Origin of the sequence: Sphingomonas antarctica, assembly GCF_965137005.1 — a bacterium.
In the GTDB taxonomy this organism is placed as follows: Bacteria; Pseudomonadota; Alphaproteobacteria; order Sphingomonadales; family Sphingomonadaceae; genus Sphingomonas_O; species Sphingomonas_O antarctica.
In genome coordinates this window covers 43,546-56,082 of sequence record NZ_CBCRXM010000007.1, presented here as the reverse complement: position 1 = coordinate 56,082, position 12,537 = coordinate 43,546, and the positions used below count along the sequence as shown (strand labels likewise).

The 12,537-nt window shown below is 65.5% G+C and carries 12 protein-coding genes; 6 read left to right on the top strand and 6 right to left on the bottom strand.

Annotation, left to right across the window (positions count from 1 at the left end; genetic code table 11):
- Together rpoD and ACM9ME_RS09120 are read left to right on the top strand one after the other, a co-directional pair.
- Positions 1–2,043 (top strand): RNA polymerase sigma factor RpoD, encoded by a 2,043-nt coding sequence (gene rpoD, locus ACM9ME_RS09125; RefSeq protein WP_415643150.1) that lies wholly within the window; start codon positions 1–3, stop codon positions 2,041–2,043.
- Positions 2,044–2,083: 40 nt separating this feature from the next.
- Positions 2,084–2,287, top strand: coding sequence for a hypothetical protein (locus tag ACM9ME_RS09120; RefSeq protein ID WP_415643149.1), 204 nt, complete (start codon positions 2,084–2,086; stop codon positions 2,285–2,287).
- A gap of 48 nt (positions 2,288–2,335) precedes the next feature.
- On the opposite strand, the gene ACM9ME_RS09115 is transcribed toward ACM9ME_RS09120, so the two are convergent.
- From ACM9ME_RS09115 to ACM9ME_RS09105, 3 genes are read right to left on the bottom strand one after another with little or no spacing between them, the layout of a single operon-like run.
- Positions 2,336–3,364, bottom strand: a complete 1,029-nt coding sequence (locus ACM9ME_RS09115) for a zinc-dependent alcohol dehydrogenase family protein (protein WP_415643148.1) — start codon at positions 3,362–3,364, stop codon at positions 2,336–2,338.
- 44 nt (positions 3,365–3,408) lie between these two features.
- Positions 3,409–4,404 (bottom strand): aldo/keto reductase, encoded by a 996-nt coding sequence (locus ACM9ME_RS09110; protein WP_415643147.1) that lies wholly within the window; start codon positions 4,402–4,404, stop codon positions 3,409–3,411.
- Positions 4,391–4,759, bottom strand: coding sequence for a carboxymuconolactone decarboxylase family protein (locus tag ACM9ME_RS09105; protein WP_415643226.1), 369 nt, complete (start codon positions 4,757–4,759; stop codon positions 4,391–4,393). The genes ACM9ME_RS09110 and ACM9ME_RS09105 overlap by 14 nt, the downstream gene beginning before the upstream one ends.
- A 69-nt stretch (positions 4,760–4,828) precedes the next feature.
- Here ACM9ME_RS09105 and ACM9ME_RS09100 point away from each other — a divergent pair, with 69 nt between their 5' ends.
- The 4 genes from ACM9ME_RS09100 to ACM9ME_RS09085 all read left to right on the top strand — a co-directional run bounded on the left by ACM9ME_RS09100 (position 4,829) and on the right by ACM9ME_RS09085 (position 9,719).
- A complete protein-coding gene (locus ACM9ME_RS09100) occupies positions 4,829–5,728 on the top strand; it encodes a LysR family transcriptional regulator (RefSeq protein WP_415643146.1) in 900 nt (299 codons plus the stop codon).
- A gap of 104 nt (positions 5,729–5,832) precedes the next feature.
- On the top strand, positions 5,833–7,524 hold the full coding sequence (locus tag ACM9ME_RS09095; RefSeq protein WP_415643145.1) for a M20/M25/M40 family metallo-hydrolase: 1,692 nt from the start codon (positions 5,833–5,835) through the stop codon (positions 7,522–7,524).
- Positions 7,525–7,566: 42 nt separating this feature from the next.
- The gene (locus ACM9ME_RS09090; RefSeq protein ID WP_415643144.1) at positions 7,567–8,499 is read left to right on the top strand and encodes an aspartate carbamoyltransferase catalytic subunit; all 933 of its coding nucleotides are present in this window, start codon (positions 7,567–7,569) and stop codon (positions 8,497–8,499) included.
- Between the two features lie 14 nt (positions 8,500–8,513).
- Complete coding sequence (locus tag ACM9ME_RS09085; protein ID WP_415643225.1) at positions 8,514–9,719, top strand: dihydroorotase; 1,206 nt, start codon at positions 8,514–8,516, stop codon at positions 9,717–9,719.
- On the opposite strand, the gene ACM9ME_RS09080 is transcribed toward ACM9ME_RS09085, so the two are convergent.
- The 3 genes from ACM9ME_RS09080 to ACM9ME_RS09070 are packed head-to-tail and all read right to left on the bottom strand — an operon-like array spanning position 9,716 to position 12,448.
- Complete coding sequence (locus ACM9ME_RS09080; RefSeq protein WP_415643143.1) at positions 9,716–11,026, bottom strand: SPOR domain-containing protein; 1,311 nt, start codon at positions 11,024–11,026, stop codon at positions 9,716–9,718. The two genes, ACM9ME_RS09085 and ACM9ME_RS09080, sit on opposite strands and share 4 nt — an antisense overlap.
- Before the next feature lie 10 nt (positions 11,027–11,036).
- The gene (locus ACM9ME_RS09075) at positions 11,037–11,708 is read right to left on the bottom strand and encodes a hypothetical protein (protein ID WP_415643142.1); all 672 of its coding nucleotides are present in this window, start codon (positions 11,706–11,708) and stop codon (positions 11,037–11,039) included.
- An 11-nt stretch (positions 11,709–11,719) separates the two neighbouring features.
- Positions 11,720–12,448, bottom strand: coding sequence for an AAA family ATPase (locus ACM9ME_RS09070; protein WP_415643141.1), 729 nt, complete (start codon positions 12,446–12,448; stop codon positions 11,720–11,722).
- Positions 12,449–12,537 lie beyond the last annotated feature (89 nt).

The window sequence follows — 12,537 nt, the reverse complement described above, 5'->3', positions numbered from 1 at the left end:
ATGGCAAAAGCGAACACGGCAGAGGCGAACGAGGCCGAAGACAAGTCGGGCGATGCCCCGCTGATCGACCTCAACGATGCCGATATCAAAAAGATGCTCGCCCGTGCCAAGAAGCGCGGGTACATCACCTATGACCAGCTGAATGCCGCGCTGCCGCAGGACCAGATGTCCAGCGAGCAGATCGAGGACGTCATGTCCGCGCTCAACGAAATGGGCGTCAACGTCGTCGAGAACGACGAAGCGGGCGAAGACGGCGAGGATGCCGAACCCGAAGAAGATATCCCCGCCGTCGATGGCGAAGATGGTGCCGATGGCGGCAATGTCGCCGAAAAAGTCACCAAGACCACCGACCGCACCGACGATCCCGTCCGCATGTATTTGCGCGAAATGGGCGCGGTCGAACTGCTCAGCCGCGAAGGCGAAATCGCCATCGCCAAGCGCATCGAGGCCGGTCGCGACACGATGATCCTGGGGCTGTGCGAAAGCCCGATCACGTTCGAAGCGATCATCGGCTGGTCGACCGCGCTCAACGAAGGCACGATGCAGCTGCGCGAGATCATCGATCTCGACGCGATGCTCAACAAGGATCCGGCGCCCGAATCGCTGACCGACGATGCCGAGGGCGATGGCGAGATCAGCGCCAAGAATGCCGGCGCGACGTTCAAGGAAGAAGAGGACGTTCAGGAAGAGGCATCGACGTCGGACGACGAGCATGACGAATCGGCGCTGACCGAACATCGCGCGCAAGCGGTCGTCGACGACGAGGATGAGGACAACACGCTCTCCCTCGCGCAGATGGAAGAGACGCTGAAGCCCGCCGCGCTCGAAAAATTCGCGGCGATCACGGCGGTCTACAAGAAATTCTCCAAGGTCCAGCAGGCGCGCGTCACCGCCGTGTCGAGCGGCCAGGATTTTGCGGCGTCCGAAGAGAAGAAATACCAGAAGCTCCGTGAGGAACTGACCGCCGAAGTCGAAAGCGTTCAGTTCCACCAGGCGAAGATCGAATCGCTAGTCGATCAGCTCTATTCGTACAACCGCCGCCTCACCGCATTGGGCGGCCAGATGCTGCGGCTGGCTGAACGCCACAAGGTGCCGCGCAAGGCCTTCCTCGACGCGTATATGGATCACGAGCTCGACGAAGGTTTCGTCGATTCGGTGGCCAAGATCGACAAGAAGTGGGCGGCGTTCGTCGCCAATGAGCGCGAGGCCGCCGATCGGATCCGTAACGAGCTGTCCGAAATCGCGACCGCGACGGGCATGGCGCTCGCCGAGTTCCGCCGCATCGTCAACACGGTGCAAAAGGCCGAGCGCGAGGCGCGCATCGCCAAGAAGGAAATGGTCGAAGCCAATTTGCGCCTCGTCATCTCCATCGCCAAGAAATACACCAATCGCGGACTGCAATTCCTGGATCTGATCCAAGAGGGCAATATCGGGCTGATGAAGGCGGTCGACAAGTTCGAGTACCGCCGCGGTTACAAATTCTCGACCTATGCGACGTGGTGGATTCGCCAGGCGATCACGCGCTCGATCGCCGATCAGGCGCGCACCATCCGCATCCCGGTGCACATGATCGAGACGATCAACAAGCTGGTCCGCACCAGCCGCCAGTTCCTCCACGAAAGCGGTCGCGAGCCGACGCCGGAAGAAATGGCCGAGCGCTTGTCGATGCCGCTCGAAAAGGTCCGCAAGGTGATGAAGATCGCCAAGGAGCCGATCTCGCTCGAAACGCCGATCGGCGACGAGGAAGATTCGCATCTGGGCGATTTCATCGAGGACAAGAACGCGGTGATCCCGGTCGACGCGGCGATCCAGGCGAACCTCAAGGAAACCGTCACGCGCGTGCTCGCGTCGCTGACGCCGCGTGAGGAACGCGTGCTGCGCATGCGCTTCGGCATCGGCATGAATACCGATCATACGCTGGAAGAAGTCGGCCAGCAGTTCAGCGTGACGCGCGAGCGTATTCGCCAGATCGAGGCGAAGGCGCTGCGTAAGTTGAAGCATCCGAGCCGCAGCCGGAAAATGCGCAGCTTCCTGGATCAGTAAGCGAGGTTCGGCGTTGGGCTATCCGAAACGGAGAACCCCAATGGCCGACATCGATACCACGACCGCCGAAGTCCATAATGCCAAAACGGCGCTGACCGACGACATCCGTACGCATTTCGCGGGTGACGCGCCGTTGACCGAAAAGGCCAAAAGCTTTGCCAAGGCGCGCCCGTTTGCGAGCTTCGCACTGCTCGGCGTCGCGGCGATGGCCGTACTGGGAACGCTGCGCGGGTCGCGGCAGTAAACGGACGTTTGACTGCAGGGCGCTGGTTCGCCCTGCAGTCCGTTCGTCTTACGGGCGAACCATGACCTTGATGGCCTCGCGGTCGTTCATGGCGCGATAGCCGTCGGGTACGCCATCGAGATCCACGGTGCGGTCGAACACCCGACCCGGCTCGATATGGCCTTCGAGCACATCCGGCAGCAACTCGTCGATATACGCACGCACTGGTGCTGGGCCGCCGCCAATGACGATATTGTCGAAGAAGGTCTGTTTGGCGGCGATCCCGTCATAGTGCGGCACCCCCACGCGGCCGATTGCGCCACCCGGGCGGACAATGCCCAATGCGGTGGTCATGGCGCCTTCGCTGCCCACGCATTCCAGGACCGAATGGACGCCAAATCCGCCGGTCATGTCGCGGACGCGGGCGATGCCTTCGTCGCCGCGTTCGCTGACGATGTCCGTCGCGCCGAACGCGCGCGCCAACACGATCCGGTCGGCATGCCGACCAAGCATGATGATCTGTTCGGCACCCAGCCGCTTCGCCGCGATGACACCACACAGGCCGACGGCGCCGTCACCGACCACTGCCACGCGCTTGCCCGCCGAAACGCGCGCCACGACGGCTGCATGATGACCCGTCCCCATCACGTCGGACAGCGTCAGCAACGATGGCATCAAAGCGTCGTCCGGCCCGACGTTCAGCGGGTAGAGCGTGCCGTCGGCGTACGGGATGCGCAGCGCCTCGGCTTGCGCCCCGCCGACATCGGGTGAGCCGAAAAAGCCACCCTGGACACATGAGGTGTTCAACCCTTCGTCACAGAACTGACAACTGCCGTCGGAATAAGCGAACGGCATGACGACGAGCTGACCGCGTTTGAGGGTGCGCACTTCGCTGCCGACGTCCTCGACGATCCCGATCGCTTCATGGCCCATCGGCTGGCCGCCCGGCGTGGGTCCGTCATTATAGGGCCACAAGTCGCTGCCGCAGATGCAGGCCCGCGTGACGCGAATGACGGCGTCGGTGGGGAATTTGATCGCCGCGTCCGCGACGTTCTCGATCCGCACGTCGTGCGAGCGGTGCATGATGGTAGCGCGCATTTTTAATTCCTCGATCGCTTTACATTTCTAACTGACCGTGACGCTCAACGACCCGTCATCGCCTCGAGCGCCGCCGGATAGCGTTCGCCGACCACGTCGACTCCGGCCAGTTCCTGTTCGATATCGGCCAAGTCGGCCGCCGTCAGATCAACGTCCGCCGCGCCGATATTTTCCTCCAGGCGATGCAATTTCGTGGTCCCCGGGATCGGTACGATCCAGTCGGATTGCGCCAACAGCCAGGCGAGGGCGATCCGCGCGGGGGTGACACCCTTTCGCCCGGCCAGCGTTACGACGCGATCGACCAGCTGCTGGTTGGTGCTGCGCGCATTGGCGGAAAAGCGCGGCACGACACTGCGAAAATCGTCGCGGGCAAATGTGGTCGAGGCGTCGATCTTGCCTGTGAGAAAGCCTTTGCCCAGCGGGCTGAACGGCACGAAGCCGATGCCCAGTTCCTTGCACGTCGGCAGGATTTCGCGTTCGGGCTCACGCCACCACAGCGAATATTCGCTTTGCAACGCGGCGACGGGCTGCACGGCATGGGCCCGGCGCAAGGTCTCGACGCCGGCTTCGGACATGCCGAAATGCTTGACCTTGCCTTCGTCGACCAGGGTTTTGACCGCACCGGCGACGTCCTCGATCGGCACGTTCGGATCGACGCGATGCTGATAGAGCAAGTCGATGGAGTCCACGCGCAAACGCTTCAGCGAGCCTTCGACCGCCTCGCGGATGTGCTCTGGGCGGCTGTTCAGCGTGTTCCAGCGGTTGGTGTCGCCCTCACCGGGCGCGAAGCCGAACTTGGTGGCAATGACGACGTTACCGCGAAAGGGCTCAAGCGCTTCGCCGACGAGTTCTTCGTTGAGCAACGGCCCATAGACTTCGGCGGTGTCGAAAAAGGTCACGCCGCGCTCGACCGCCGCGCGGATCAGCGCGATCATCTCGTGCTTGTCGCCCGCCGGACCATAGGACCAGCTCATGCCCATGCAGCCGAGGCCGATCGCCGATACCCGAAGGCCGCTGCGGCCCAATTCACGCTGTTGCATTATCGTTTCCTTCCACGGCGGTGGCATCGTCCAAGTCCTTGAACACGGTGCGGGCGATGCCGATGGCGGTGCTGGCGGTCGGCCAGCCCGAATAAAATGCGAGGTGGGTAATCGCCTCCACCAATTCTTCGCGGGCCACGCCATTCTCGACCGCGCGCTTCATATGGAACGGCAATTCGTTGACCCGGTAGAGCGCCACCAGCGACGCCACCGTCACCAGGCTGCGGTCGCGTTTGGAAAGTTCGGGGCGTTCCCAAACCTCTCCGAACAAAACGTCGGCGGTGATCGCACTGAGGGTGGGGGCGATGTCGCCGAACGGCGAGCGGGTCTTTTGGGGTTGCTGCGTCATGAACATCAATTAGGCGCTGCCATCTTCATTGATTAGCCGTCATAATGCGCATGCATCGTTGAGGGAGATTCATGAATGGCGCGGGAACCGATTGGTGATCTCGTCGCGTTCGTGACGGTTGCCCGTGAGGGCAGTTTCAAGCGCGCGGCGGCTTTGCTGGGTGTTTCGCCGTCCGCTCTGAGCCACACGATGCGGCGGCTTGAGGCGGCAATCGGGGTGCGGTTGCTGACCCGGACGACCCGCAGCGTCGGCACGACCGAGGCGGGTGAGCGATTGCTGGACACGGTTGGTCCGCATTTCGACGAAATCCGCCAGGCCATCGCGGCCACCGGTGAATTGCGCGAGCGACCGGCGGGCAATATCCGCCTGACCGCATCCAAGCATGCGACCGACACGATCGTCTGGCCGGCGTTGAAAAGATTGTTGCCCGCCTATCCCGAAATTCATGTCGAGTTGAGTATCGATTCCGCGTTCACGGATATTGCCGCCCAGCGGTTCGATGCCGGTGTCAGGCTGGGCGAGGCCATAGCGAAAGATATGATCGCCGTGCGCGTCGGCCCCGATCTGCGAATGGCGGTGGTGGGATCGCCAGGCTATTTCGAAGACCATCCGGTGCCGCGCACGCCGCAAGACCTGGCCGGGCATAACTGCATCAATATGCGATTGCTGAGCGCGGGTGGTCTTTATGCCTGGGAGTTGGAACGCGACGGGCGCGAACTGCGCGTGCGCGTCGATGGGCAACTGGCCTTCGACAATATCGAATTGATCGCGCGCGCGGCACTGGCTGGTTTCGGGCTGGCCTTCGTCATGGAAAACCAGGTCGCGACGGAACTCGCCGACGGGCGATTGGTCCGCGTTCTGGATGACTGGTGTCCGCCCTTTGCCGGTTACCACCTTTACTATCCCAGCCGCCGCCAGCCTTCGGCTGCATTCTCCCTGCTGGTCGACGCGCTGAGGTACAAAACGGTCTCCTAATGCGGTGGCGCTCTTGCGCTCATCGCGAGCCTAGAAGGTTCGTCGAGCGGGACTGGCGCTCGCCGCCGTGCCGCGTCATGTTGCCGGAATAAGGGGAGAGGCAAATGCGGCTGGTTCTGGCGCTGTTGGGCGCGGTGTTGTTGGCGATCTTTGCGACGACGCCGCCGGGGCCGCGCGGGAGCGATACACCCGCCACCGAATTTTCGGCCGTGCGTGCGATGGCCGATGTTCGCGCCATCGCCCGCGCCCCGCATCCGACCGGCAGCGCCGAGGATGCGCATGTGCGCGATGTGCTGACGACGCGGTTACGCGCCATCGGCTTGGAGGTATCGACGGCGCAGGGTTCGATGGATGCCAAGTCCGCCGAGCGGCTGGCCACCTGGTCGGGATCGACCGCGACGGTGCCGCTGACCAACATCATCGCGCGGTTGCCGGGGACCGATCCCACACTGCCCGCAGTCCTGCTGATGGCGCATCACGACACCGTGTGGGGTTCTCCCGGCGCGGCGGACGACAGCGCGGGGGTCGTGTCGATCCTGGAGACGGTCCGCGCGCTGAAGGCTTCCGGCCCGCAGCGGCGCGACGTGATCGTGTTGCTGACCGATGGCGAGGAACTGGGGCTGAGCGGGGCGAAGATGTTCTTTGCGGGCGATCCGTTGCGCGCGCATATCGGCCCGATCGTCAATCTGGAGACACGTGGCGGCGGCGGGCGCGCATCGATGTTTGAAACCGGCGACGGCAATGATGCGGCGGTGCGGCTGTTCGCGGGTGCGGTGCGGCGGCCGGTGGGCACGTCGCTGAGCGTGTTCGTTTACAAGAAGCTACCCAACTCGACCGACTTCACGCCGGCCAAGGCGGCGGGCCATTACGGCTATAACTTCGCCTTTGTTGGTCGGCCCGGACTGTACCATTCGCCGCTGGCGACGCCCGACAATCTCGATCAGGGCGCCTTGCAGGACATGGGCGGGCAGGTGCTCGACCTGACGCGCGCGCTGGCTGCCGCGCCGGTCGATCCGGTCGCCAAGATCGACCGTGTGTTCTTCGATATTTTCGGGCTGTTCGTGGTGCATTATCCGCCGGTGTTCGGGTGGGTGTTGCTGGGCGCGGCCGCGCTTGCCTGGGGCTTTGCCGCGCGGGGGGCCGGGACGTGGCGCGACGGGGTGCGCGGCATTGCCGTGACGCTGTTGCTGCCGATCGTCGCGGGGGTCCTGCTTTACGCGATCAATCTGGTTTCGGGGGCTGACGGGCCGGTCAATTACTACGACCGCCTCGCGGCGATCCCGCGATTGCAGGTGCAGGCGTTGCTGGCGTGCATCGCGTCGATCGGGCTGGTCCGCGCATTGCTGATGCGGCACCGGCTCGACCCGGCAGGGTGGACGGGGGCGGCGGTGCCGCTGTTGCTGCTCGCGGCCGTGGCACAGGGACTCGCGCCGACCGCGGCGTTCCTGATCACTGTGCCGTTGCTGATCGGTGGCGTGGTTGCCTTGCTGTCGGAGCGCGGCGTGCTTGCCGACAGCATAGCTGTGGTCCTCGCGGCGATCGGCATCGGCCACCTCCTCGCCATTGGATTTCTACTGATGCAGGCCGTCGGGCCGGGGATGCCGATGATCGCCGCATTGCCGCTGGTCCTCGCCGCGACCATCGCGTGGCCGCTGGCGCCGATCGTGTCACGCCAGACCGCGCTGACGGCGGCGCTGCTGCTGATCGTCGCCGCGCTGGCGGTGGCATTGTGGGTGCGGCTCGATCCGGTGGCGGCGAGCGTCGCGGTGTACAGCAAGTTCGGCGCGCCGCACTGATCCTTGCGCGTCGGCGGTCTCCGTCGTAACGCACGTTCTTTAGTGACGCCGCCGGAATTCCCGCACCGCGACCTGCTCGGGATCGCGCAGCTCCAGCCGCATGAAATCCTGTTTCTGCTCGACGAGGCGGACCGCTGGGTCGAGCATAATCGTGCGCATGGCCGGGACGCACGGCTGGCGGGCCTGACGCAGATCAACGCGTTTTTCGAGAATTCGACGCGGACGCTGTTGAGCTTCGAGATCGCCGGCAAACGGCTGGGTGCCGACGTCGTCAACATGCATGCCGCACAATCGAGCGTGAAAAAGGGCGAAACGCTGATCGACACCGCAATCACGCTGAACGCGATGCGCGCGGATGTGATCGTCATCCGGCACGGCAGTTCGGGGGCGGTGGCGCTGATCGCCGACAAGGTCGATTGCCCGGTGTTGAATGCGGGCGACGGCAGCCACGAACACCCGACCCAGGCTTTGCTCGACGCACTGACGATCCGGCGGCGGCTGGGCGACATCGCCAACAAGCGCATCGCGATTTGCGGCGACATCATGCACAGCCGCGTGGCGCGCTCCAACATTCTCGCGCTCACGGCACTCGCCGCCGAAGTGCGCGTGATTGCCCCACCGACCTTGATGCCCGCGGGAATCGAGCGGATGGGCGTGACGGCGTTCACCGACATGGATGCCGGGCTCGACGGTTGCGACGCGGTGATGATGTTGCGGCTGCAGACCGAGCGGATGGCGGCGGGATATATCCCGAGCTTGCGCGAATTCCATGCGCTGTGGGGTCTGACGCCGAAGCGGCTCGAGCGGGCCAAACCGGGTGCGCTCGTGATGCACCCGGGCCCGATGAATCGGGGGGTTGAGATCACGTCGGGGCTAGCCGACGACAGGGATCGCTCGACCATCGCCGAACAGGTCGAAATGGGCGTGGCGGTGCGCATGGCGTGCCTCGACGTGCTGACGCGGGGGCGCCGGTGACCCATCAGGCTCCGATGCGCATCGCGATTTTGGGTGGCACGCTGATCGATCGGCCGGGCGATCTGCTGATCGACGGCGACCGCATTGCCGCAACCGGCGGGTTCGAGATTCCCGCCGATGCCGAAGTGATCGATGCGAAGGGGCTGGTCCTCCTTCCCGGATTGATCGACATCGGCGCGCAGGCGGTCGAGATCGCGGCTTGCGCCGCTGGCGGAATTACGCGGGTGGCGCCTATGCCCGACGGGCGGCTACCGCTCGACGATCCGGGGCTGGTTCAGCGCGCCGCGCTTGCCGCCAAGCCTTCCCTATGGGTCCATCCACTGGCCGCCGCCACCAAGAATCTCGAAGGGCGCGAACTCGCCGAATATGCGCTGATGGCGCGTGCGGGGGCGAAAGCGGTGGCGACGGGGCGGCGCTGGATTGCGGATTCGGGGGTGATGCGCCGCGTGCTGCAATATGCCTCGACCCTCGGGCTGACGGTCATCGTCCATGCCGAGGATGCCGGTCTGACCGGTGGTGCGGTGGCGACGGCGGGGGAAACCGCGACACGCCACGGACTGCATGCCGCGCCGGCGATCGCCGAGGCGCTGGCGATCGCGCGCGACCTGTTGCTGGTCGAGGAAACCGGCGCGGCGCTGCATTTCGATCAGGTGACCACAATGCGCGGCTTCGACTTGATCCGCGAGGCGAAAGCACGCGGACTGCCGGTGACGTGCGGCATCACCCCCGCGCATCTGCTGTTGTCAGAAATTGCGCTGAGCGATTTCCGCACCTTTGCGCGGCTGTCTCCGCCGCTGCGGTGCGAAGACGACCGGCGGGCGTGCCTCGCGGCGCTGTCCGACGGGACGATCGACATTTTGTGTTCGGGGCACGATCCGCGCGGGGCAGAGGCCAAGCGGCTGCCCTTCGCCGACGCCGATCCGGGCGCGAGCGGTGCGGAATTGCTACTGACGCTGGGGCTAGGGCTGGTGCGCGAAGGGGTGGTCGACATCGCCCGCCTCACCGAACTGACCAGCATCAATCCGGCGCGGCTCCTGGGAATTGATGCAGGGCGTCTCGGCGCGGGCGCGCCCGCCGATCTGTGCCTGGCCGATCCGAACGCATTCTGGATCGTCGACGGCGCGAAATTCGCATCGTCGGCGGGGAATACGCCGTTTCAGGGGCTGCCGGTGCAGGGCCGTGCCGTCCGCACCATCAAGGGCGGACGGACTATTTCCTAACGGCTGGCGTAGCGCTGCGGATTGCCGGGGCGGAACCACGCGGCGATCTGGTCACCCGCCGTCGTGCGCACGAAGCACATGCCGCCCGCGTGTCGCACGCGCTCACATAAATTGACCGCAGGGGTGCGCGTCGGAAAGCCACCGACCGACAAGCGGACGAAATTGACGTTGCGGACGCGGATGCGCGCGCTCGACGGGGTGTAGCCGGCGACGCCGAGGCGAGCGCTGCTGCGACGCCAGGCATGTTCGGCCTGACCCTCGCTGCCGAACGCGCCCAGCTGGACGACGTAGCGTCCGCCCGACGCGGCACGGATCGCGGGAACGAAGGGCTTGGGCTTGGCGGCGAGGACCAGGGGACGCTGCGGCACGAAGACCGTGGCGGGAATGACCTGTGCCACTTCGCGGTTCGGCGCGAACGTCACCTTGCGCGTTTCGGCGAAAGCGGCGGTGAGTTGCGCGGTGGTCGGCGCGGCGCTCGGCGTATCCACGATCAATGGCGTCGGCGGTGGCGTGACCATGGCAAGGGCAACTGGCGCGGGCTCGGCTTCGGGCGCCGGAGCGACTTCGACCGGTTTGCTGACTTCGGCCAGCGCCACGGGCGCGGCGTTGTGCGCAAAGGCCAGCGCCATCGGCTGGCCGGTATCGACCGCTGCGGGCGTCACGCCGAGCAACGTCGCGACCTGATCGTGCGCGGCGGTGGGACGGACGAAATTCATCCACTGAACGATGCGCGCATCGGCGTCGGCGGGGGACAGATCCTGCACCGCCATGACGCGCGCATTGAGCCATTTGCCCTGCAGCGCATAAGCCAGCGCGAGATTCTGACGCGCCTTGGCATCCGCGCCCGGCGCGCGGGTGACGGCTTCGAGGATCTGGACGCCCGCATCGGTATCGCCCGACAGCGCCACGGCGAGGCCGTAATCCGCGCCGCCGAGACGGTCGCGATTGGCTTCGAGCACACTTCGGGCGGCTGGTCCCTTGCCCAGCGCAACCTTGACCAGAGCGAGTTTCAGCGCGCTGGCGCCGTCGCTGGGGTCGATTGCCAGCACATCGGCAAACGCCGCTTCGGCGGAAGAAAAACGACCTGCCTCGAGATAAACCCGTCCGAGCTGCGCGCGGTTGGCCGCGGCGTTGGGCGTAGCCGCGACACTGGCTTCGGCGGCGGTGACCGCGTCGGCGGTGTCTCCCTTGGCGAGCAGTTTTTCGATCTGCGCGGCGCTCGGCGCTTTTGCAGCGGTGATGCCGAAAGCGAGCGCGGTGAGCGACAAGGTCGTGGCGGCAAGGCGGGCGAAGCGATGAGGCGTCATGTCTGTCGTCCTAATTAGCGGAACCGGGCGTGATGCCCGCCACCGCCGGAGTGTTGGCGAGAAAGGCATCGAGCGCTTCGATCACCAGCGCCTGAGCCGAACGATGCGCGACCGCCGCGGCGAGGCGCAGTTTCAGATGACGATCCTGATCGAGCCGCAGCGTGAAGGCGGCGCGCGCTTTGCTGCCCGCAGGCGCGCGGAAGATCGGCGCGGAGGGCTGGATGGCGACGGACACGGCAACTGGCGCGATGGCGGGTGCCGGCTCGGCTTCGGCCACCGGTGCAGGCGCGAACAGCGGCGTCGCCTTGCGCTTGGTCATCAGAATCGGCGCGGCGGGTTCCACATCCTCGACCGGCGTTTCGTCGATCGGCGCGGCCTCATAGCTACGCTCGATCTCTTCACGCTGCTGGAACACCACCGGCTCGAAGGGCTCGGCGGTTTCAGGTGCCAGCTCGGCGTGCAACGGCACGATTTCGGCTTCGACCGGATCCGCATCCATCGGCGTCAGCCCGACCTGCGGGGCGCCGCGATCGTGACCCATGTCGTTCCAGCCGAGATCGTCGAACCCCGTCGACTGCGCGCCGAACGTGCCAAAGCCCTGGGGCCGCATCGCGGGCTTGGCCTGACCCTTGCGGGCGAGGAGCCCGGAGGACAACGAGGCAAAGGGTTTGGGTTCGTTCATGGCGACGCCGCTCACTGGCCCACCACCCGGCGGCCAAAGCCACCCGGCGCGGCACGCGCAGCCATTGCCGGCATCGCACCCTGGCCCATGCCGGGGGCGGCGAATACGGTGCGGCGGAAATTCTTTTCGAGGCGGTCGGAGATGTAGCTCCACAATTCAGTGACTTCGGCCGCCGATTTGCTGCGCGGATCGACCTCCATCACCGTGCGGCCGTCGATCATCGATGCGGCGAAATCGGTACGGTGGTGGATCGTCACCGGCGCAACCGTGCCGTGCTGCGACAGCGCGATGGCGGCTTCGAAGGTGATCTTGGCCTTGGGCGTCGCGCCATTGACGACGAACAGCAAAGGCTTGCCGGCGCGGTCGCACAGATCGACCGTCGCACCGACGGCGCGCAGATCATGCGGGCTGGGACGCGTCGGGATGACGATCAGTTCGGCGACGGTGATGACGCTCTGGATCGCCATGGTGATGGCGGGCGGGGTGTCGATGACGGCCAGCTTGAAGCCCTGTTGGCGCAGCATTTCGAGGTCCGAGGCGAGGCGCGCGACGGTCGTCTGCGCGAACGCGGGCAATTCCGCCTCACGCTCGTTCCACCAATCGGCGAGCGATCCCTGCGGGTCGATATCGATCAGCACGACGGGGCCGGCCCCCGCCAGCTGGGCCTGCACCGCGATATGGCCGGACAGGGTCGTCTTGCCCGATCCGCCCTTTTGCGATGCCATTGCGAGTACGCGCATGTAATGCCTGCTCCGTGTTCGGTCGCAGGTCTGGTCGCACGACAGGCGCTAAGATGCGGTTAAAGCCGTCCCATCCGGTGTGGTTAGCG